Source organism: Aquirhabdus sp. (assembly GCF_046462495.1).
Classification (GTDB): Bacteria; Pseudomonadota; Gammaproteobacteria; order Pseudomonadales; family Moraxellaceae; genus Aquirhabdus.
This window is the reverse complement of record NZ_JBKGVE010000012.1, coordinates 284,513-306,877: the sequence shown is the minus strand read 5'-3', so window position 1 is coordinate 306,877 and position 22,365 is coordinate 284,513. Positions and strand designations below refer to the sequence as shown.

The following is a 22,365-nucleotide window of genomic DNA, read 5'->3' as shown; positions in this document are numbered from 1 at the left end:
ATGCCGTATGCAGCTAGGTAGGACAAGGGATTCGGGCATATTCACGTGAATTGAGTTGATTCATCTTATGGAGATTTGTAGGCGTAACCATCCGGTTGGAGAAAAGTTTATTTGTAAAAATATTGAACATTTGGTCAAAATTATTTAAGCGGCATGCAATCGATAAGTTTCTTTGTTTTTAAATCAAAATATTAATTTTAAACAATTTTAATGTACATGTTTAATCTAATTATTCATTATGCCTATGACACCTAGTGATAAATTCAATTGGTCATCCTTGCCTAAAAACAGGATAATAAGGCTGTCTCATTTCTTGATAGACGCTGTCATGACTGCTTTACCAACCGCACCAGCCATCAATTCCGTTCAAACCAAGCATATGCCACCCGCCTTAGTGGTGTTGATGTCCATTGCGACAGGGATATCCGTTGCCAGTTTGTATTATGCGCAGCCCTTACTTCATACCCTAGCCCTTGAGTTTCATCTTACAAGTGCCGAGGCGGGGAGTATCGTGACAACAGCACAAATTGGCTATGCGACGGGGTTATTACTGATCGTGCCTTTAGGTGATCGCTTTGAGCATCGACGTCTTATTGTGATCATGACATTACTTGCGGCAGTAGGTTTGGCTTTAACTGCTATAGCACCAAGTTTTACCTTGTTACTTATTGCGACGGGTTTGACGGCGTTATTCACCGTCGTGGCTCAGATTTTATTGCCCTTTGCGGCGACGCTTGCTGCGGATGACGAACGGGGTAAAGTGGTTGGCACGGTCATGAGCGGTTTGCTGATGGGCTTATTACTCGCACGTACGGCTTCGGGATTATTGTCTTCGCTGGGTAGTTGGCGCACGGTCTATGGTGTAGCCGCGATTGCGATGACCATACTGGCCTTTGTCCTCTATCGTGCATTACCGACCTATCGTAAGACGTCATCGCTTCCTTATCCACAACTGATTTTATCTGTACTACGTTTATTTTTAGAAGAGCGAGTTTTACGCGTGCGGGCCTTGATTGGCGGATTGATTTTTGCAGTCTTTAGTGTGCTGTGGACATCGATGGCTTTTTTGCTGGCTCAAGATCCATTTCATTATTCCGATGGCACGATTGGGCTGTTTGGATTAATCGGTGCCATTGGCGCGCTTGCCGCTTCGGGTGCGGGTCGTCTGGCGGATCGTGGTCTGGGAGGCCGTGTCACGACGTTTGGTTTAGTCATTTTATTGTTGTCTTGGCTTGCTATGGTTTTTGCTCCGATTTCGGTTTTTGCTTTGATCGTTGGTATCTTGCTCCTTGATCTTGCAGTACAAGCGATCCATGTTAGCAATTTAAATGCGTTGTTTAATAAACGCCCAGAAGCCCGTAGTCGTTTGAATTCTGGCTATATGACGTCTTATTTTATCGGCGGAGCTTTGGGCTCGGTCCTTTCTGCCAATGCCTATCAATATGCGGGTTGGCAAGGTGTGGTTTGGGTAGGTGCTGGTTTGAGTGCATTGGCACTTCTGGTGTGGTTTTGGAGTCTAGCGCCGATGCGGCGCTGAAAAGTTTATCGACGTTCACAATACAAGGAAGGACCTATGAGCCAGTTTACAGGTTTAACACGATATCCGTTTCCTACAAATGATGAGGTCGTAACTCATGCGCAAGGTCCACAAGCGGGTGATCAGGTTATTGCGAATTCGGGCTCACTGCCTTTTTTGTTGGCTACAGGGATAGCTTCTACTCAAGAGATCATCTTTTTAAGCGGGCATACACCTCCAGTCATTAATTCCTATGCAGCACTCGATAGTATCGAGGCTTTTGGTGATACTCGCGTGCAAACGATTGGTATCTTTCAGGAGTTACAGAAATCATTGGCGCAATTAGGTTTAACGTTTGAGAACTTGGTGAAACTGCAAGTCTTTTTGGTCGGTGACCCTGCCTTAAACGGGCGTATGGATAATGAGGGATTTTCGTCTGCATATGCTGAGTTTTTTGGCACGACTGAGCAACCACATCTTGTTTCGCGGACACGGGTACAGGTTGTGGGGCTTGTCAATCCAGGTTGGCTGGTCGAGATTGAGGCGGTTGCAGCGCGTTAAGGTTCTTAGCTGTTTAGCTTTAAACAAGATGGATTGTGGAGGGTTTTATTTTTAGCGCTGGACTCAATTATTCAAAAATCGTTAAAATATCGCCTCATTTTTTAGGCTGATCTTTGTGCGGGTGGGTGCGATGGATGATTTAATCGTTGATAGTGTGGCTTCTGTTGGAGCGGCCTATTCAGATGTGTCGACTTTATCGCGTGTGCCGTTTTTTAATCCCGATGCACCCACTACCACCGCATTTCTTAAGCTGCAAAAAAAGCTCCGCAAGCAAGTTGGCGAAGCCATCAAAGATTTCAACATGATCGAAGAGGGCGATAAGGTGATGGTGTGCCTGTCTGGCGGTAAAGACAGTTATACCATGCTCGATATTCTATTGTTTTTACAAAGTATTGCACCGATTCGCTTTGAGATTGTGGCGGTCAACATGGATCAGAAGCAGCCAGACTTTCCTGAGCATATCCTGCCGGAGTATCTATCCAAACGAAATATTCCGTATTACATCCTAGAAAAAGATACCTACAGCATCGTCAAACAACTCACGCCAGAAGGAAAGACCTTTTGTGCGGTGTGCTCTCGTTTACGTCGTGGTTCGCTGTATGGTTTTGCACAGCAAATCGGTGCGACTAAAGTGGCTTTAGGGCATCACCGAGATGACATCGTTGCGACGTTTTTCCTTAATCTGTTTCATGGTGGAACGCTCAAAGCCATGCCACCCAAATTGAAATCGGATGATGGCAAAAATATTGTCATTCGTCCGCTTGCGTATGTCGCTGAAAAGGACATCATCAAATACGCAACCCAAAGCCAGTTTCCCATTATCCCGTGCAATCTGTGCGGCAGTCAGACCAATCTACAACGGGCGGTAGTGAATAATATGTTGCGCGATTGGGACCTTGAACATCCTAAGCGTCTAGCCAGTATTTTTACGGCCTTGCAGAATGTCCATCCTTCGCAGCTTGCTGATCGCGAGATGTTTGATTTTGAGTCATTACGTGCTGATGCAGCAGAAGAGAACTGTGCGATTGATGAAAAGCGTTTGGATGTGGTGAATTTAACCTTGGCGTAATTGCTCAGTGTCTTGGATACATTTCTTGACGGATAGTGGGTTTACTGACCGAGCGCCATTGCCAGCGTAATCTCTGTCAGTTCTTCCAGTGAAATCCGCCCATTAGGCTTATACCAAAGTGCAGTGCCAAAGGTTGCACCACTGATCAGGCGTCGCCAAATAAATGTGTCGTGATGGACGTCTCCTTGCTGTTTTAAATCCTCTAATACATTTAGCCATAAGGTTTCGTATTCTTGTCGCATAGCGAGCAGGGGTTCTTGCTGGGCGCGTGAAATGGCGTTCCACTCATACACTAAGACCGCCATAGCGTTACTGGTATTACCATTAATCGATTCCAGCTCCGCCCGGATCAATCCTTTTAGTCTTTCAGCAGCGGTGTGACCGACCTCTATTGCAAGTTTCATTTGCGCCAGATTATAAATAATGGCCTCTTCCATCACGGCACACAGAATGTCGTCTTTCGTCTTGAAATGATGAAATAAGCTACCGGATTGAATCCCTACGATTTGAGCAAGTTCGCGTACCGTGGTTCGTGCATAGCCTTGCTCATGAAAAAGGTACGCTGCAGCGCGCAATACTCGCCCACGAGGGCTATCATCCATCCCCCCAATCAAAGGAAGGTGCTCTAGCAATTGCATGACTGCTGGGTCATTCACGTCATCATTACCTATAAAGTATGGTCGTTAGACAGTAGAAGCTTTAGCCTATAAAACAAATAAAGTCAAAAAGTTAAACACTATTTTTTGATAAGAAATCCATTCGTAAAACAGGATTTAAATCGAAAATTTAGCGGTGAATTCTAACAGTTTACTCACCTATTAATAAAATTATTACATATCTGGCTTTACAAACCAAGCGCTTGCTTGGTAACTTATCGTAAAGCAAAACAAACTCAAACCATTCCAAAGAAGGAAGTTTGCATCGTGAATGATATTCGAGCTATTCCTGAACACGATTCTCAAGCTGCATCGCCAGATCAACAGCGCGTCGTACGCATTGGGTGTGCCTCAGGATTCTGGGGCGATACCAATACAGCAGCATTTCAGTTGGTGCATCAGGCGCAGATTGACTATCTCGTATTTGATTATCTGTCCGAAGTCACGATGTCGATCATGGCGCGTGCCAAGCTCAAAGACCCTTCCCAAGGCTACGCCCATGATTTCGTCACACGCGTGATGGAACCTCTGCTGAAATCGATTGCCAAGAAAAAAATCAAAGTCGTCAGCAATGCTGGGGGTATCAATCCATTGTCGTGTCGTGATGCGCTGGTCAAACTCATCAGTGATGCGGGATTGGACCTTAAAGTTGCGGTGGTTTTGGGCGACGATTTGATGACTGAGCAAGAAACGCTCCGTGTTTCAGGAGTGACCGAGATGTTTACCGGTCAAGCGATGCCTGAGCAGATGACCAGTATCAATGCCTATCTCGGTGCAGTGCCTATTCGTGATGCTTTAGCTGCTGGCGCGGATATTGTCATCACCGGGCGCGTTGTTGATTCGGCCGTGGTGATTGGCCCGCTCATGCATGAGTTTGGCTGGGGGGTGGAAGATTATGATCATCTCGCACAAGCGGCTCTTGCAGGTCATGTGATTGAGTGCGGTGCGCAGTGTACAGGCGGGAACTATACCGATTGGGAGGATGTTCCCGGTTACGACAACATGGGCTTTCCGATTGCTGAAGTGTCTGCGGATGGTTCATTTGTGATTAGCAAACCGGAAGGGACGGGCGGCTTGATCAATTTGGGCACGATTGGTGAGCAAATCGTTTACGAGATCAATGATCCACAGTCGTATATTCTTCCTGATGTGATCGCAGACTTTAGTCATGTACAGCTTAAGCAAGTGGGTGAGAACCGAGTTCAACTGACGGGTGCACGTGGTCGTGCACCGACTACACAGTACAAAGTCAGTGCGACTTATGCTGATGGGTATCGCGTACTGGTCAGCTTTGTGATCGCTGGGATTGATGCAAAGCGTAAAGCTGAAAAAGTTTCGCAAGCGATTCTTGATAAGTGCGAGCGTGTCTTGGCGCTTCGCGGTGTGATGGGCTTTACTGAAAAATCAGTGGAATATATCGGCACGGAAAGTACCTATGGTCCTCATGGTCGTCGTTCTGATAGCCGTGAAGTTGCTGTCAAAATTGCAGTCAGCCATCCCTATCAGCAAGCCTGTATGTTCTTAGCCTCTGAAATTGCTCAAGCCTCTACTGGTATGGCACCGGGCCTTGCGGGCATCATGGGCGGACGCCCTAAAGTATCACCCGTGGTCAAACTCTTTTCTTTCCTCATTGATAAGTCGCACTGCACGGTTGAACTGGATATCAATGGCATCCGTCAAGTGACTGATATCCCAGCGGGTGTCAAACATGAGCCACTTGCACCGATTAGCGCAGGCGATATTGCTGATCTCACGCAGGCTAAAAATTTGGTGACAGTGCCACTGATCAAAGTTGCCCATGCGCGCAGTGGCGACAAGGGTAATGCATCGAATATCGGTGTGCTTGCTCGCCGCCCTGAATACCTGCCTTGGATTAGAGCTTCGGTAAATGAACAGACGGTCGCTGAGTATATGGCACATGTCTTAGATGGCGCGAACAGTCGTGTCCGTCGCTTTGAACTTCCGGGCCTAAACGCAATGAACTTTTTCCTCGAGAATGCTTTGGGCGGCGGCGGAATGGCGAGTTTACGCATTGACCCGCAAGGCAAAGCATTGGCGCAGCAATTATTGGAAATCTCTGTTCAGATTCCTGCGGATTTATTGAAATAAGTCCAAATCGATTATCTATACATAAACCATGAATTAATTTGAAATAAACGGAATGAAAACGATGTCATACAGTTCAATCTTTCGATCAGATGCATTTGCAGGAAAAGTGATCATTGTCACAGGCGGTGGTTCGGGTATAGGCCGTTGTACCGCCCATGAGCTTGCGGCGCTGGGTGCGCAGGTGATTATTACTGGACGCAAACCTGAAAAACTGGACGCCATCAGTGCTGAAATTGCAGGGGATGGCGGTAAGGTCAAAGGCTTTGTCTGTGATATTCGGCAAGAAGAGCAGGTCAAGGCGACGATTGCTGCGGTGATTGCAGAGTTTGGTCGTATTGATGGCTTGTTTAATAACGCCGGTGGGCAATTTCCAGCGGCACTGGAGTCGATTTCATTTAATGGTTTTGATTCGGTGATTCGTAATAACTTGCATGGCACGTTCTTGATGATGCGTGAAGTCTATAACCAGTGGATGAGTGCCAATGGCGGCAGCATCGTCAATATGACCGCTGACATGTGGGGGGGTATGCCTGGTATGGGTCATTCCGGAGCCGCGCGCGCAGGGGTGGATAACCTCACCAAGACGGCTGCGATTGAGTGGGCGAAGTCCGGTGTGCGTGTCAATGCGGTCGCACCCGGTTGGATTATGTCATCGGGCATGGATACGTACCAAGGTGCATTTCGCGCCATGATCCCCATGCTGGCGGAAAAAGTGCCACTAAAGCGTATGGGTACAGAATCTGAAGTGTCCTCAGTGACTTGTTTCTTACTCTCTGAGGCTGCTGCATTTGTCAGCGGCGTGACTATTCGGATTGATGGTGCTGCATCACTGGGGACACCGATGTATCCCCTGGTCGATGCCAAGAATAATGAGCCATTCAATGGCTTCCATCGTGCATTTATTCCTGATGTGTTGAAAAAAGATGCTTGATGCTTGTCTGGATAGTATTTAAAAACGGTCAACAAAATCAAGAAAATAGAGAGTAAAAGATAATGGCGATTCTTGAAACAGCACTTGATCCAAGCAGTCCTCAATTTGCGGCGAACCGTGAGTTTGTTGAAAAGTCTATTGCGGCCATGCGTACCATTCAGCAAAAAGTGATTGATAAATCGTTTGCCGCAAAACCAAAATTTGAAAAGCGTGGGCAGATTTTGCCGCATGAACGCGTGCGTTTATTACTGGATGCGGGAACGCCTTTTGTTGAGTTACTCGGTCTTGTTGGCTACGGCATGTATGACGACAAGGATGGTTCCGATGCAGGGGGCGGCATTATTGCCGGGATTGGTTTTGTCAATGGCATGCGCTGCATGGTTACGGCCAGTAACAGTGCGATCAAAGGCGGTACGATTTCTCCGGCAGGCATGATCAAGACGCTACGTCTTCATGAAATTATTCGAGAAAATAAGCTTCCGGTCATTTGCTTAACCGAAAGTGGTGGCGCCAATCTGAATTATGGTGGCGAGATTTTTGTGAATGCAGGTCGCACCTTTGCCAATCAGGCGCGCCTTTCTGCCATGGGCATTCCGCAAATCTCCGTGGTACATGGCAATGCGACGGCAGGCGGCGCGTATCAACCTGGCTTGTCAGATTACATCATTGTGATTCGTAAGCGTACGCAGATGTTTTTGGCAGGTCCGCCATTACTGCTTGCTGCAACGGGTGAGGTGGCCAATGGCGAAGATTTGGGTGGTGCCGAGATGCATGCCATGGTTGCGGGCACTGCAGAATATCTCGCTGAGAATGACGCGGATGGTATCCGTCAAGCGCGTGACATCGTTAAGATGTTGAACTGGATAGAAAATACGGCATCGACCCCGACACAGTATCTAGAACCGCGTTATCCGATCGAAAACCTTTACGGTTTAATTCCAACCGATATTAAGCAGCCGCTGGATATGAAAGAAGTCATTGCCCATATTGTCGATGATTCAGACTTTCTGGAGTTTAAACAAGAGTTTGATGCCATGACGGTCTGTGGTTGGGCAAAAATGGGTGGCATGACCGTTGGGATTATTACCAATAATGGTCCAATCACTGTCCAAGGCGCGACCAAAACCGCGCAGTTTATTCACCTTTGTGAGCAGACACGTCGACCTTTGTTGTTTTTGCACAATACCACGGGTTTTATCGTTGGCACTGACGCAGAGCAGAACGGCATCGTCAAGCATGGTTCAAAACTCATTCAGGCGGTTGCTAATGCGACTGTGCCTAAAATTTCATTGATTGTTGGCGGATCCTATGGTGCAGGTAACTACGCCATGTGTGGTCGCGCACTGTCTCCTAATTTCTTGTTTGCATGGCCCAGCTCACGTACAGCAGTCATGGGTGGGGCACAAGCAGGCAAAGTGATGCGGATTGTTGCTGAAGAGAAACAGCGATCAACAGGGCAGGAGCCGAATGAACAAATGCTCGACTTCATTGAGCAAAGTACTGCGGCAAAGCTGGATGAGCAGACAACGGCGCTCTACAACACAGCACATGGTCACGATGACGGTCTCATTGATCCTCGTGATACGCGCAATGTCTTAATCTTTGTATTGCAAACGATTTTTGAAGCAGAGAAACGTCAGCTCAATCCAATCAGTTTTGGGGCGTCAAGGTTCTAAGGGTGATGGGATCCATCGCAAGCCTGAATTATTTTTAACGTATTTTGCATATTCTAATGAAAGGAATGAGTCATGAAATTTACCGCAGAACATGAAGCCTTACGTCGCGCCACGACTCAATTTGTCGAAAAAGAAATTAATCCGTATGTGGCAGAGTGGGAAGCGGCGGGTCGTTTTCCGATGCATGAAGTCTTTAAAAAGATGGGTGATCTGGGGTTACTTGGAATCTGTAAACCGGTTGAGAATGGTGGTCTGGGTTTAGATTACTCCTATAACCTGGTTGTTGCCGAAGCACTTGGCCGGGTGAGTTGCGGCGGTGTACCACTGGCAATCGGTGTACAAACCGATATGGCAACCCCAGCGCTGGCACGTTTTGGTAGCCCTGAGCTCCGCGAAAAGTTTCTAACCAAAGCGATTGCTGGTGAATACATTGCATCGATCGCCGTGTCTGAACCACATGCGGGTTCAGACGTTGCAGCCATTAAAACCACGGCGGTGAAAGATGGTGATGATTACATCATCAACGGCACTAAAATGTGGATCACCAATTCGGTGCAGGCAGACTTCTTATGCTTATTGGCCAATACCTCTGACGGTAAACCGCATAGCAACAAGTCCATGATCATCGTACCGACCAATACCCTTGGCATTACCCGCTCTGAGCCATTGGACAAATTGGGGATGCGCTCAACAGAAACTTGCCAGATCTTCTTTGACAATGTCCGAGTACCACAAAGCAATCTGGTGGGTGCTGAGGGCATGGGCTTCATGATGCAGATGATGCAGTTTCAGGAAGAGCGCTTATGGGCTGCCGCAAATTCTTTGGGTGGCATGGAGCGTTGTATTGAAGCAACAATAGATTATTGCCGTCAGCGTAGTACCTTTGGTCAGCCGCTGATTGATAATCAAGTCGTGCATTTCCGCCTTGCAGAACTGCAAAGCGAAGTAGAAGCCTTACGTGCACTGACGTATCAGGCGTGCGAGCTGCATATCGCGGGCGAGAATGTCACAAAACTAGCCTCCATGGCAAAACTGAAATCAGGTCGTTTGATGCGTGAAGTGGCAGACAGTTGTCTGCAATACTGGGGCGGCATGGGTTTTATGTGGGATAACCCAGCATCGCAACTATATCGTGATGGTCGTTTAGGCTCGATTGGTGGCGGTGCGGATGAAATCATGCTGGGCATCATTTGCAAGCTGATGGATATTTTACCCAGTAAGAAAAAGTAATCACTCAAACACGATTGGATTTCCCTTGATTGAGATTTATACGAGTAAACGCTATGACTCTGCCAGAAACGCAAACCCTGATTCTTGAACAACAAGGCGCGATTTTGCATGTGCGCTTGAATCGTCCTGATGCCCGCAATGCCATGAGTCAACTGATGGTGACTGAGCTGATTGAACTATTCACCACGCTTGCTGACAGTGAAACGATCCGTGGCGTTGTGCTTCGCGGTAAAGGCGGCAACTTCTGTTCAGGTGGCGATATCAAGGACATGTCGAATCTGCGGTTGTTGGCCAATCAAGAAGGTTCTAATGCTGCCTATGTTGCGTTCAATCGAGGCTTTGGCACATTGATTAATCTGGTCAATCAAGCGCCGCAAGTTGTTGTTGCCGTCCTTGAAGGAGCAGTGCTTGGTGGCGGTTTTGGTCTTGTGTGTGTGTCAGATGTGGCCCTGTGTCTGGATAGTGCAAAGTTTGGTTTGCCTGAAACGGGTCTTGGTGTGATTCCTGCGCAGATTGCGCCTTTTGTGGTGCAGCGCATTGGATTAACGCAAGCCCGTCGTTTGGCATTACTGGGCAATCGTTTCGGCGGTGCAGAAGCTTATCGGATTGGTTTGGTCCATGAACTCTTTAGCAGTGTAGACGCATTGAATGCAGCGATTGATGAGGTCGTTGGGCAAATCCGTCGCACAGCACCCAAAGCCAGTCGTGTGACCAAGTCCATTTTACATCGTGTAGGACATGTACCCTTGGATACCTTACTGGATGATGTGGCTGTTCAGTTTGCAGAAGCTGTGTCAGGTAGTGAAGGGCTCGAGGGCACCATGGCTTTCGTTCAGAAGCGTCTGCCGACTTGGGCTGAATAACGAGTGGTTTAACAAATGCCCCTTTCCGAACGACTTTCATCTGGGAAGGGATTTTTTAGATAAAAACAACTTTTCAAATTTTGTTGCACGGAGGCCGTATGGCATTTACCAAAGTCCTGATCGCAAACCGCGGCGAGATCGCAGTGCGTGTCATGCGCACTGCCAAAGCCCTGGGTTATCGTACTGTTGCAGTGTATTCTGAAGCTGATGCCAATGCATTACACGTGCAGTTTGCGGATGAGGCTGTGTGTATTGGTCCTGCTAAAGTTTCGGATTCATACTTACGCGTGGATCATATTTTAGACGCCGCGAAGAAAACGGGTGCTGATGCGATCCATCCGGGCTATGGCTTTCTATCAGAGAATGCAGCTTTTGCTAAAGCCTGTGTTGAAGCAGGGATTACCTTTATCGGTCCAACGCCTGCGGCCATTGAGCTCATGGGCAGTAAGCGGCTATCAAAAATCGCCATGTTAGAGGCCAATGTGCCGTGTATTCCCGGCTATCAAGGTGGCAATCAAGACCTTGATAATCTGATTGCTGAAGGCAGGAAAATTGGTTTTCCGCTGATGGTGAAGGCCTCTGCGGGTGGTGGTGGCCGCGGAATGCGTTTGGTACATCAAGAAAGTGAATTGAAGTCATCGCTTGAGACCGCGCAATCAGAAGCGCTAAATGCCTTTGGGTCCAGTGAAATGATTCTGGAGCGTGCAGTGATTGCACCGCGCCATGTTGAAATCCAAGTGTTTGGTGATACCCATGGTAATCATGTCTATCTGTTTGAGCGTGATTGCTCTATTCAGCGTCGTAACCAAAAAGTCGTCGAAGAAGCGCCATGTCCGGTGATGACGTCTGATCTACGCAAACGAATGGGGGAAGCCGCTGTTGCGGCAGCCAAGTCTTGTGATTATGTTGGTGCGGGTACGGTTGAGTTTCTGCTGGATAGCCAAGGCAATTTTTATTTCTTGGAAATGAATACCCGTTTGCAAGTTGAACATCCTGTGACGGAGTTGATTACGGGGCTGGATCTGGTTGAGTGGCAATTACGCGTGGCAAATGGAGAAACACTGCCGCTTGCACAAGAAGAACTGACACTGACAGGCCATGCGGTTGAAGTCCGTCTCTATGCGGAAGATCCGGGTGTGGACTTCCTGCCGCAAACGGGTGAAATTCTGCTTTGGCAACCTGCTGACTTGCCGAATGTTCGTGTGGATCATGGCATGACCAGTCTTGGCGAAGTCAGTCCACACTATGATCCGATGATTGCCAAAGTCATTGCCTATGGCAAAACGCGGACTGATGCGGTGCGTTTACTTGCGAGAGCCTTGCAAGATACGGTGCTTTTGGGTGTAAACAGCAACAAGCAATTTTTAGTCAATCTTTTGCAAAACCCCGTGCTGGTTTCAGGTGATACCAATACTGCATTTATTACAGAGCATTTTGCACAAGACATTAGTCTCAAGCTTGCTGTGGCGTCCCATGAAGCTTTGGCGGTTGCGGCCAGTTTATTTGTTCATCAGACTTCGCAAAGCGGTTGGCATACGGGGATTGCTCCTGCGATTCCGTTGAAGCTGCAAGTTGGCGAGCAACTCTATAAGTTAGCTATAGACCAAGCTGGCTCACGTTTCTGTTTGCAGCATGAAGGTCAAACTGAAGGCTTAGAGATCATTTCTCGTCTTGAAAACCAACTGGTTTATATCTGGCAGGGTGTCCGCAAGTCTGTAGCCTATGTTCATGTGGATGACACGCTCTACTTAGATATGGCAAATGGCAATCTCACGATTGTCGACGTCACGCACGCGCCACCCGCCAGTAGCGAAGAAGCGGGCGATGGTCAGATTCGCGCACCGATGAATGGAGCCGTGGTGAATATTCTTGTGGCGGAAGGGGAAACTGTGGTCAAAGATCAGACTTTGGTGATCTTGGAAGCGATGAAAATTCAACAGCAGATCAAAGCAAACTGTGATGGTGTAGTGGGTGCGATTTCTGCCCATGTGGGGTTGCAGGTTAAGAAACGCCAAGTACTGTTAGTCATTAATGCAGATTGAGGCAAGTGGCTACAAGTGATTAAACGACAGCATCGATGAGAAATGATGATGCTGTCGCACAGACAGGTAGAGGTCTAATTCTAATTATTTTGGAGTTTCTTCGGCTTCTTTGACACGGATGACACTACCGGCAATACGCTTGGTATTTAAGCGTTTAATCGCGGTGCGGGCTTCGTAGAGTGGCATTTCGATGAAACCAAAACCTTTGGATTTACCAGTTTCCTTGTCCATGACCAAGGTGCAAGATTGCACGACACCGAACTCAGCAAACAGGGCTTTTAGCTCTTCTTCGGTGGTTTCGCGAGAGAGGTTACGGGCAATGATTTTCATGGGAATGTCCAAAAGATTAAGCAAAAGGTTAAGCAATTTAAATGTGTACAGCAAGAGCAGAGCGAATCGTATTGAGGGGTAAGCATTTTAAGAGGCTATTGTAGCGTTTTTTGAAGGTGTACAGGTTATTTTAACCGCATAGATTTTAGCCTTGGGGGAGACTCAAGGCGTAGATAAAAGTATTTTGGTATCGAGGGGCTGATTAAATCGGATCTGAAGTCGAGGCGTGATTCAGGCGCTCACGCTCCAGCCAGACACCGTGCCCATAGTCGACATAGAAGTCTTCGACTTGTTTTCTGGCCCAAGGTGTGCGACGTAAAAAAGTAAGGCTAGACTTGATACTGGGGTCAAAGGTAAAGCAGCGGATATTAATAAAGTGGGCGAGCTCTTCCCAGCCATAAATCGAGACTAGTCGTTCAAGAATGATTGCCAGTGTCAGCCCGTGCAATGGGTCGTTCGACGCTTTATTGAATGGGGCAGAGGTGTTGTCGGGATTAGACGTTGTCATGGGTGTGCCATCAGATTCAGTTTGAATGGGTTATTTGTCATTGTTGCTCAATAAGGAAATAAATGCATTATGTATATCTCTAACTTTAACCACGATTTAGGTGAAGAAATTGTTGCCCTACGCGATATGGTGCGTCAATTCGCGCAGCGCGAAATTGCACCTATTGCTCAGGAAATCGATAAGAATAATCACTTCCCGCTAGAGCTCTGGGGCCAAATGGGTGATCTGGGTTTGCTCGGGATCACAGTGGAAGAGGAGTTTGGGGGAGCCGGATTAGGGTATTTGGCCCATGTCATCGTTTCTGAAGAAATTTCCCGTGCGTCGGCTGCGGTGGGATTATCCTATGGTGCTCACTCTAATCTGTGTGTGAATCAACTGCGTTTGAATGGTACAGAGACACAAAAGCGTAAATATCTCCCTAAGCTGGTGAGTGGTGAGCACATTGGCGCTTTGGCCATGTCTGAATCCGAGGCAGGGTCAGATGTTGTTAGCATGAAGCTGCGCGCTGATTTAGACGGCGATCACTATGTATTGAATGGCAATAAGATGTGGATCACCAATGGACCTGATGCGGATACGTTGATTGTCTATGCCAAGACCGATGTCTCGGCAAAATCCAAGGGAATTACTGCATTTATTATTGAAAAATCCTTTGCGGGTTTTAGTACGGGGCAAAAGCTCGACAAGTTGGGCCTGCGCGGCTCAAATACCTGCGAATTGATCTTTAAAGATTGCAAAGTGCCTGTTGAAAATGTTTTGGGCAGGCTCAATGGTGGCGTCAAGGTGTTAATGTCTGGATTGGATTACGAACGGATTCTTATTGCTGGCGGACCACTTGGGATTATGGCGGCAGCACTGGATGTGGTTGTGCCTTATATTCATGAGCGCAAGCAGTTTGGACAAGCCATTGGAGAATTTCAGCTCATGCAGGGCAAACTCGCTGATATGTATGTGGGGTATAACGCCTGTGCATCTTATTTGTATGCGGTAGCCAAGGCAGCCGATCGCGGCGAGACAACTCGCAAAGATGCAGCCGGAGCAATCCTTTACGCCGCGGAGAAAGCCACATGGATGGCTGGCCAGGCGATTCAGGTCTTGGGGGGGAATGGTTATATCAATGACTATCCCGCAGGTCGCTTATGGCGTGATGCAAAGCTTTTTGAGATTGGCGCTGGAACGTCGGAAATTCGCCGGATGCTGATCGGGCGTGAGCTGTTTGCTGAGACGAAATAGTTCAAGACGATCGGATCAAAAAAAGGGCGCTTTTAGCGCCCTTTTTTGATCATATCATTTGGCAAGCACAGTATTGCTTTGGATCATCTTGTTTTTTCTATACAGAATCAAGGTGGAAACCAGACCACAAATGGCAGCAAAGGTCATCCATAACCCCGGTGAGGCCTTATTGCCTGTTTCCTGAATCAAGGATGTCGCAATGGCAGGAGTAAACCCACCAAAAATTGCGGTTGCCAGACTATAGGCCAGTGAAAATCCCACGGTACGTACCTCAACAGGGATAATCTCCGTCAGGGCAACAACCATCGCGCCATTGTAGCTGGCATAGAGAAAAGACAGCCATAATTCGACGATCAGCATGTTTTTAAAGGTGGGTATCGAAACCAGCCATGATAATGCGGGATAGGCAGTGAGAATCGTGAGAATCGTAAATACCACGAGGAGTGGCTTACGACCAATCCGATCGGATAGGGTGCCCATAATCGGCAGCCAAATAAAATTTGATATGCCGATACAAAGTGTGACCAGTAGAGAGTCGGTTGTGGATAGATTGAGTTCTGCCTTGCCAAAAGTCGGGGTATAGACGGTGATCAAATAAAATGAAACCGTGGTCATCGACACCATCATCATACCAAGGACAATGAGTAACCAGTTGCTTTTCATCGATTGCACGATTTCCCGTAGATTTGGCTTGTGTTTACGGGCCATGAACTCTTCGGTCTCCTGCAAGGAGCGCCGGATCACAAACAAGATCGGTACGATCATACATCCCACAAAAAACGGAATGCGCCAGCCCCATTCGCCGATTTGCACCGGGGAAAGGGTTTGCTGGACGACATATCCTAAAGTTGCAGCAAAGATAATAGCGACTTGCTGACTAGCCGATTGCCAACTGACATAGAAACCTTTGTTGCCAGGTGTGGCCATCTCCGATAAGTAGACTGAGACACCGCCGAGTTCCACCCCAGCGGAGAATCCTTGTAGTAATCGACCAATCAAAACGAGGAATGGTGCAAAAAGCCCGATGGAGGCATAGCCGGGAACAAAGGCAATCAGCATGGTACCCAGTGCCATCATACCCAGTGTCAAAATAAGACCCTTACGTCGCCCGACTCGGTCAACATAAGAACCCAGAATGATCGCGCCCAACGGACGCATTAGAAATCCAGCCCCAAACGTCATAAAGGTGAGGAGTAGTGATGAGAAGGGATCGTTGGTGGGGAAGAACGTCTTTGCGATATAGGTTGCGTAAAAACCAAAAACAAAAAAATCAAACATTTCTAAAAAGTTACCGCTGGTAACTCGAATCACAGTCGCGAATTTTGAGGAATGAGCTTGACCTGAATTCATGGCATTCTATTCCTTGTGCCTGATTAATGGGGGGGGTATCACCATCAGAATGATGAGCGGGATGATCGATCAATCAAGCCATTAAGCATAAAAGATTTGAGTGAATGGTTTTGTGAGTAAATGCGGTGTTTTATAGAGAGCTTTGAAAATGAACCCATAGAACCGCAGTAATACGGCATTTGCTGTTGTATTGATCTTTTTAATGAAAGGTTTTGATGGTTGGGGCAATATCACGAGACGCACAAGCTGATATGATCATCTGTAATAACCCCAAACTTATGTTTCGCAGGATCGTGAGAACATTATTTTTAATAATTAAGAATTGGCATAACCGATCATGGATTTATTCAAACAACGTGACATGCTACAGACGAGTTTAGCGGCAACGTATGCCAGCTACATGCTGCGTTTAGCAGAAAGTCGCGGTATAAAGGCTGAACAATTGTTGGCCCATACCGATCTCATTGCTAGCACACTATTACAGCCTCAAGCGCGTATTTTCGCTTGGCAACAGGCAATCATTGTCCATAACCTGCTTAAACTGACCCATGATCCAAGTCTGGCGATTGAAATAGGCTTACGTAGCAATCTCACCAAAGCGGGTTTTATCGGTTATGGCTTGATGAGCTGTGCGACACTGCGAGATGCGATCGAACTCGGGACGCGTTTCTTACCCACACAAGTGCCTTTTTTTAAGCTTGGATTTGATATCCAAGATGAAATGGCAGTCGTTACGGTGGAGGAGGCTTTTCCGTTATGGCATTTTCGGACTTTTGCGATTGAAAATTTTTTGATCGAAGTCTCGGAGATTTTTCGTTCTTTATTAGTGGGTCAATACGCACCGGGGAAATATCAACAGCTTCAGCTTTATTTTGATTATCCTGAACCCGACTACTTTGCTGCCTACAAGGATCGTCTACCCAAACTTTATTTCAATCAAGCTGCTAATCAATTTCGCTTCTCGGCACACATGCTGGATCAATCCATTAGTACAGCGAATCCTGCGATGGCACAGTTAGTGATCAGTCAAGGCGAGTCTGAACTTGCAAGGTTAGGACTGACTGAAAACTGGCTGGATCGTGTCCGTGCTTTGCTTGAGTGCCAAGCAGGACAGTATCCCGATTTACCCAGCATTGCTGCACAATTGCATCTGTCTGAACGAACGTTCAAACGGAAACTCGCTGAGCAAAACTTAAGTTTTTCTGAATTGTTAGAATCGGTGATGTTACGGGATGCTTACGCTTTGCTTCAAAGTTCGGCACTGAGCATCGATGAGGTCTCTCAACGCTTAGGCTATCAGGATCGCTCTAATTTTACCCGTGCATTCAAGCGCTGGACAGGACAGACACCGAGTGAGTATCGAACGACGTTATAAGTGCAATCTATGAATCCACTGGCCTAAAATGACACCTAGATTGGCACAGGCTCATCTCACGTGCATTTAAATCTCAGATTAAATTAGTCACTATGAACCCATCCTTGCGGAGAGTGTGTAGTGACTTCCAATATGTCAGCCATGACTGAACAAGCAAAAATTCAAAAAGTCCGTACCATCGTGATGCAAGCAGGCGTAGACCTGCGCGTGCGCTACCCAATTCTTTATCGTCAGAATACCATTGGTGCCAGCATTTTAGCCTTTGCACTGCTGGGTATGTTAGGCAGTGCATGGCTCTACTCCCAATCGTTGATCCCGTTTTGGATTTGTATTCCAGTGATTGCAATCTTTGCATCACTGACTCACGAGCTTGAGCATGATTTAATTCACTATATGTATTTTAAGCAGACCCCATGGGCACATAATGTGATGATGGGGCTGGTTTGGCTCGCAAGACCGAATACGATCAGTCCTTGGACGCGCCGTCGCATGCATTTGCATCATCACAAATACTCAGGGACGGAACATGATCTTGAGGAGCGTGGGATTAGCAATGGTGAACCGTGGGGGATTCGTCGTTTGCTGATCATCAGCGATCAATTGATGTCGGTATATCTGCGCCCTTTTCAAATGCATCAGATGGTTGAATTGTTTATTAAAGCCCAACCTAAAGAAGAACGCCGTACCGCGTTGAAAGCCCAATTGATTGGTTTTATTCCATTGAGTTATCTGCACTATGGACTGTTGTATAGCTTTGTCCTGTTTCACGTCGCGGATTGGGTTGCACCGCACGTTGGTTATAGCTTGATTTGGCCAGTATGGCTGGTGAGCATCATGGCTGTGGTGAACTTTTTGGCAGTTGTCTGGGTGCTGCCAAATTTATTGCGATCATTCTGCTTGCAGTTTGTTAGTTCAAATATGCATTACTACGGCGATATCGATCCACGTGATGTAATCAAACAAACTCAAGTGTTAAACCCATGGTGGATGATGCCGATGCAATTGTTCTGCTTTAACTTTGGCGGCACACATGCCATTCATCATTTTGTGGTGAAGGAGCCGTTTTATATTCGTCAGCTCACCGCACATAAGGCGTATGGGGTCATGCGTGAGGTTGGTGTGCGCTTCAATGATTTGGGAACTTTTAGAAGAACAAATCGTTGGGGAGAGTATCGTAAGGGTTAAGAGATGTATCCTTCAATTTAAACCATCGTACATATAAAAAAACCGTGAATTTGATTCGCGGTTTTTTTATATCTTGTCGGCGAGTAGAGCCGGATCTAGTAGCATTTTAATCTGATATGAGCGTTCGGCTCTATCCTTTCAATATTCAAAGCATTATGAATTTCATCCGCTCTTATCTATAAAAACGAAATCTATAGCAGGAATGCTTGGTGGTCATAACAAGTGATTTCTTTTAATTTTATAACTCATATTCGTGTTTTATAGCAGTGTGCATTCGACAAAAATTGTTGATATGAGATTGCTGTTCTTTACGCTTTTGTTTATCAAAATATTAAAAGAGAAATCTCCATGACCACCTCTGTGAGCGTTGATCGCGTTCCTCAAATTCATCACCCTATCAAAAGTGTGTCGGGGTTTAGCAAGTTTATCAGTGCATCGATTGCGGCGACATTGCTGATGGTTACCAGTCTATCTCATGCCGATATTAATCCAAAAGAGTTGCGTATCGGTTATCAGAAGTATGGCACTTTGCTGCTACTCAAAGCGGATGGCGCATTGGATAAGCGGCTAGCACAGCAAGGGGTTACTGTGAAGTGGACAGAGTTTCCCGGCGGTCCACAATTGCTCGAAGGCTTAAATGTAGGTGCGATTGATTATGGCGTGGTCGGTGAAGCCCCACCTATTTTTGCTCAAGCTGCGGGTGCACCGATTGTCTATATTGCCAATGAGCCACCTGCACCAGCGGGTGAAGCGGTGGTTGTGCAAAAGAACTCCACCATCAAGTCTTTTGCTGAACTCAAGGGGAAGAAGATTGCGCTGAATAAAGGCTCAAATGTTCACTATCTCCTCGTGAAGTTACTCGAAAAATACGGAATTGCCTATAAAGATATTCAGCCGATTTATCTGGCACCTGCCGATGCGCGTGCAGCATTTGAGCGTGGGGCGGTGGATGCCTGGGTGATCTGGGATCCTTTCCTTGCGGCTGCACAACAGCAGATCGGTGCGAAAGTTATTGCTGATGGCAAGAACCTTGTGAATAACACTCAGTTTTATCTGGCATCACGCAGTTATGCCTCGGCACGACCTGATGTGCTGAGTGTGGTACTTGATGAGACCGCGAAGAAAGATATTTGGGTCAGTAAGAATATTAAAGATGCGGCGACCGCACTGTCGCCAAGCGTGGGCTTAAGTTCCGATATTTTAGAGTTGTCTTTTCAGCGCTCAGGATTTGGGGTTAAGCCCGTCACGCCAGCGGTTCTCGCTCAGCAGCAGCAAATCGCCGATGTGTTTTATCAACAAAAGCTGATTCCTAAACCACTCAAAGTTGCCGATGCGGCATTGAAAAAATAAAGCGTTTAATCGTACTTATCGATGAAGGATCGAAAATGAACGTCTTGATCAATGCATTAAATCACTTGCGATTAGCATGGTATGAGCGATTATTAGCTTATGCCATGCAAGTGACTATAGCGGTATTCAGTGTCGGTCTGGTGCATGTTGCTATCGCAGCAGAATTCGCTCCATCGGAGCTTAGAATCGGTTTTCAGAAATCAGCCGTCAATTTGGTGATCTTGAAGCAACAGGGAGCACTTGAGAAAGCGTTTCCACAAACTAAAGTGAAATGGGTGGAGTTTCCTGCAGGGCCGCAGATTTTAGAGGCACTGTCAGTTGGCAGTCTGGAACTGGGCTTTACTGGTGATACGCCACCAGTCTTTGCGCAAGCTGCGGGCAAGCCTTTGTATTACATCGGCAGTGAGCCCCCGAAACCACGCAGTTCTGCGATTTTGGTTTTGGCTGATTCAAAGTTGCATAGTCTCAGTGATTTGAAAGGAAAAAAGATTGCTTTCCAAAAGGGCTCTAGTGCCCACTTTTTGGTAATTCGCGCTTTGAAAAAAGCCGGACTGACATGGACAGATATTCAACCCATCTACTTGGCCCCTGCGGATGCCCGCGCTGCATTTGAACGCGGCAGTGTTGATGCATGGGCAATCTGGGATCCCTATTACGCGGCAACCCAAGTCTCGATTAAGGCGCGTCCACTTGCGGATGGTCGAGGACTATCGGATAACAATTCATTCTATCTGGCTTCAAAACCACTGGTTGAGAAATATCCGCAAAGCATTAAAACGATTTTGAAATCCTTATCGGTCGCTGATGAGTTTATTCAAAGTAATCGTTTGGATGCCGTTAAATATATATCGAGTTTTAGCGGTCTAGATCAGCAGACCGTGACGTTGTTTTTATCAAGACGTCCAGCATCCCCAGCAACCCCAGTTCCTGCAGCACTCATCGCAAATCAACAGAGTGTTGCGGACAGCTTTCAAGAGCTTGGGTTAATACCAGCAAAAATTCAAGTTGCTGATTTAGTGTGGAAACCGACTCATTGAAGCCGTACCAGTAAACGTCTTAATGATTTAAATCACCCCATTTGAGTTCTATTTGTATCGAAAATTAAAGTTTAAGTCTTGTTGAGAGGAAGATTAAAAATGACCAATAGCAATATCGCACAAGACCGTGCTCCCAATGCCTTAAAGATTCTCTGGTTTATTCCAACACATGGCGATAGCCGTTATCTGGGGACGAGTGAAGGCGCACGCGAGGTTAACCTGAGCTATGTAAAGCAAGTTGCACAAGCTGCCGATACTTTGGGTTATTACGGTGTACTTTTACCGACTGGGCGCTCATGTGAAGACCCATGGGTGGTTGCATCAAGCTTGATTGATGCCACTAAGAATCTTCGTTTTTTGATCGCCGTACGTCCGGGACTGACTCAGCCCGCATTAGCGGCACGGATGGCGGCAACTTTTGATCGTTTGTCCGGGGGTCGTTTGCTGGTGAACTTGGTCACCGGTGGTGATCAGATCGAACTGGAAGGTGATGGCGTGTTCTCCAGTCATGCGGATCGCTATGAAGCCTCCGCAGAGTTTTTACGCATTTGGCGTGAAATTCTGACTAAGAGTCACAATACCGCGGAAGAGGGGCAGTCAGTTGATTATGAAGGCAAGCAACTCTCTGTTAAAGGTGCCAAGCTGATTTATCCGCCTTTGCAACGTCCATATCCACCGATCTATTTTGGTGGTTCATCAGCGGCTGCAAATGAATTGGCTGCGGAGCAGGTCGATACGTATCTCACTTGGGGCGAGCCCCCAACTGCGGTTGCCGAGAAATTGGCACTGGTTCGTGAGCGTGCGGAAGCGCATGGCCGTAAAGTTACATTTGGCATTCGTTTGCATGTGATCGTGCGTGAAACAGAAGAAGAGGCATGGGCAGCAGCAGATCGTTTGATCAGTCGTCTGGATGACCAGATTGTCGCCAATGCCCAAGCGGCTTTTGCCAAGATGGACTCGGTGGGTCAGCGTCGTATGGCTGAGCTCAATAATGGCGGTAAAAACCGCAGCCGCGAAGCACTCGAGATCAGTCCGAATTTGTGGGCCGGGATCGGGCTTGTCCGCGGTGGGGCTGGAACAGCATTGGTGGGTTCACCGCAGCAAGTTGCCGATCGCATCCAAGAATATGCCGCACTGGGTTTAGACCACTTTATTTTCTCGGGCTATCCGCATCTGGAAGAAGCTTATCGTTTTGCTGAGCTGGTTTTCCCATTACTGCCGATCGAATTACAACAAAAATTACCGGGTCAGCAGCTGACAGGACCTTTTGGTGAAGTTGTAGCGAATCAATTCGTGCCGAAAGCAAAGCCAAGCACTGAAGTGCCGTTGGTTTCACAAAGTTGA

The 22,365-nt window shown here is 47.1% G+C and carries 19 protein-coding genes; 15 read left to right on the top strand and 4 right to left on the bottom strand.

Features of this window, described 5'->3' with window-relative positions; translation table 11 throughout:
- The first annotated feature begins 328 nt into the window (after positions 1 to 328).
- From ACLHG7_RS15735 to ttcA, 3 genes are all read left to right on the top strand, one after another.
- The gene (locus tag ACLHG7_RS15735) at positions 329 to 1,537 is read left to right on the top strand and encodes an MFS transporter (RefSeq protein WP_410211915.1); all 1,209 of its coding nucleotides are present in this window, start codon (positions 329 to 331) and stop codon (positions 1,535 to 1,537) included.
- Between the two features lie 36 nt (positions 1,538 to 1,573).
- Positions 1,574 to 2,077, top strand: a complete 504-nt coding sequence (locus ACLHG7_RS15730; RefSeq protein ID WP_410211914.1) for a RidA family protein — start codon at positions 1,574 to 1,576, stop codon at positions 2,075 to 2,077.
- Positions 2,078 to 2,207: 130 nt separating this feature from the next.
- Entirely contained in the window at positions 2,208 to 3,146 is a 939-nt protein-coding gene (gene ttcA / locus ACLHG7_RS15725) for a tRNA 2-thiocytidine(32) synthetase TtcA (RefSeq protein ID WP_410211913.1), read from the top strand.
- A 41-nt stretch (positions 3,147 to 3,187) separates the two neighbouring features.
- Here ttcA and ACLHG7_RS15720 read toward each other — a convergent pair whose 3' ends face one another.
- On the bottom strand, positions 3,188 to 3,784 hold the full coding sequence (locus tag ACLHG7_RS15720) for a TetR/AcrR family transcriptional regulator (protein ID WP_410212051.1): 597 nt from the start codon (positions 3,782 to 3,784) through the stop codon (positions 3,188 to 3,190).
- Between the two features lie 294 nt (positions 3,785 to 4,078).
- Between ACLHG7_RS15720 and ACLHG7_RS15715 the strand changes: the two genes are divergently transcribed.
- From ACLHG7_RS15715 to ACLHG7_RS15690, 6 genes are all read left to right on the top strand, one after another.
- On the top strand, positions 4,079 to 5,911 hold the full coding sequence (locus ACLHG7_RS15715) for an acyclic terpene utilization AtuA family protein (RefSeq protein ID WP_410212050.1): 1,833 nt from the start codon (positions 4,079 to 4,081) through the stop codon (positions 5,909 to 5,911).
- Positions 5,912 to 5,972: 61 nt separating this feature from the next.
- Entirely contained in the window at positions 5,973 to 6,842 is an 870-nt protein-coding gene (locus ACLHG7_RS15710) for an SDR family oxidoreductase (protein WP_410211912.1), read from the top strand.
- A gap of 62 nt (positions 6,843 to 6,904) precedes the next feature.
- The gene (locus ACLHG7_RS15705; RefSeq protein ID WP_410211911.1) at positions 6,905 to 8,518 is read left to right on the top strand and encodes an acyl-CoA carboxylase subunit beta; all 1,614 of its coding nucleotides are present in this window, start codon (positions 6,905 to 6,907) and stop codon (positions 8,516 to 8,518) included.
- A 72-nt stretch (positions 8,519 to 8,590) separates the two neighbouring features.
- A complete protein-coding gene (locus tag ACLHG7_RS15700) occupies positions 8,591 to 9,748 on the top strand; it encodes an acyl-CoA dehydrogenase family protein (protein WP_410211910.1) in 1,158 nt (385 codons plus the stop codon).
- Positions 9,749 to 9,801: 53 nt separating this feature from the next.
- A complete protein-coding gene (locus ACLHG7_RS15695) occupies positions 9,802 to 10,611 on the top strand; it encodes an enoyl-CoA hydratase/isomerase family protein (protein WP_410211909.1) in 810 nt (269 codons plus the stop codon).
- A 98-nt stretch (positions 10,612 to 10,709) separates the two neighbouring features.
- A complete protein-coding gene (locus ACLHG7_RS15690; protein WP_410211908.1) occupies positions 10,710 to 12,653 on the top strand; it encodes an acetyl/propionyl/methylcrotonyl-CoA carboxylase subunit alpha in 1,944 nt (647 codons plus the stop codon).
- Positions 12,654 to 12,737: 84 nt separating this feature from the next.
- Here the strand turns inward: ACLHG7_RS15690 and ACLHG7_RS15685 are convergent, their stop codons facing one another.
- Together ACLHG7_RS15685 and ACLHG7_RS15680 are read right to left on the bottom strand one after the other, a co-directional pair.
- Positions 12,738 to 12,983 (bottom strand): RNA recognition motif domain-containing protein, encoded by a 246-nt coding sequence (locus tag ACLHG7_RS15685; RefSeq protein ID WP_114898134.1) that lies wholly within the window; start codon positions 12,981 to 12,983, stop codon positions 12,738 to 12,740.
- Positions 12,984 to 13,185: 202 nt separating this feature from the next.
- The gene (locus ACLHG7_RS15680) at positions 13,186 to 13,491 is read right to left on the bottom strand and encodes a VF530 family DNA-binding protein (protein ID WP_410211907.1); all 306 of its coding nucleotides are present in this window, start codon (positions 13,489 to 13,491) and stop codon (positions 13,186 to 13,188) included.
- A gap of 69 nt (positions 13,492 to 13,560) precedes the next feature.
- Between ACLHG7_RS15680 and ACLHG7_RS15675 the strand changes: the two genes are divergently transcribed.
- Positions 13,561 to 14,724, top strand: a complete 1,164-nt coding sequence (locus ACLHG7_RS15675) for an isovaleryl-CoA dehydrogenase (RefSeq protein WP_410211906.1) — start codon at positions 13,561 to 13,563, stop codon at positions 14,722 to 14,724.
- 54 nt (positions 14,725 to 14,778) lie between these two features.
- Here ACLHG7_RS15675 and ACLHG7_RS15670 read toward each other — a convergent pair whose 3' ends face one another.
- Positions 14,779 to 16,074, bottom strand: coding sequence for an MFS transporter (locus ACLHG7_RS15670; RefSeq protein ID WP_410211905.1), 1,296 nt, complete (start codon positions 16,072 to 16,074; stop codon positions 14,779 to 14,781).
- Between the two features lie 337 nt (positions 16,075 to 16,411).
- Here ACLHG7_RS15670 and ACLHG7_RS15665 point away from each other — a divergent pair, with 337 nt between their 5' ends.
- The 5 genes from ACLHG7_RS15665 (at position 16,412) to ssuD (ending at position 22,365) form a co-directional block, all read left to right on the top strand.
- A complete protein-coding gene (locus ACLHG7_RS15665; RefSeq protein WP_410211904.1) occupies positions 16,412 to 17,449 on the top strand; it encodes an AraC family transcriptional regulator ligand-binding domain-containing protein in 1,038 nt (345 codons plus the stop codon).
- Between the two features lie 132 nt (positions 17,450 to 17,581).
- The gene (locus tag ACLHG7_RS15660) at positions 17,582 to 18,634 is read left to right on the top strand and encodes a fatty acid desaturase (protein WP_410212049.1); all 1,053 of its coding nucleotides are present in this window, start codon (positions 17,582 to 17,584) and stop codon (positions 18,632 to 18,634) included.
- Between the two features lie 348 nt (positions 18,635 to 18,982).
- A complete protein-coding gene (locus ACLHG7_RS15655) occupies positions 18,983 to 19,984 on the top strand; it encodes a sulfonate ABC transporter substrate-binding protein (protein ID WP_410211903.1) in 1,002 nt (333 codons plus the stop codon).
- A gap of 35 nt (positions 19,985 to 20,019) precedes the next feature.
- The gene (locus ACLHG7_RS15650; RefSeq protein ID WP_410211902.1) at positions 20,020 to 21,021 is read left to right on the top strand and encodes a sulfonate ABC transporter substrate-binding protein; all 1,002 of its coding nucleotides are present in this window, start codon (positions 20,020 to 20,022) and stop codon (positions 21,019 to 21,021) included.
- Between the two features lie 99 nt (positions 21,022 to 21,120).
- A complete protein-coding gene (gene ssuD, locus ACLHG7_RS15645) occupies positions 21,121 to 22,365 on the top strand; it encodes an FMNH2-dependent alkanesulfonate monooxygenase (protein WP_410211901.1) in 1,245 nt (414 codons plus the stop codon).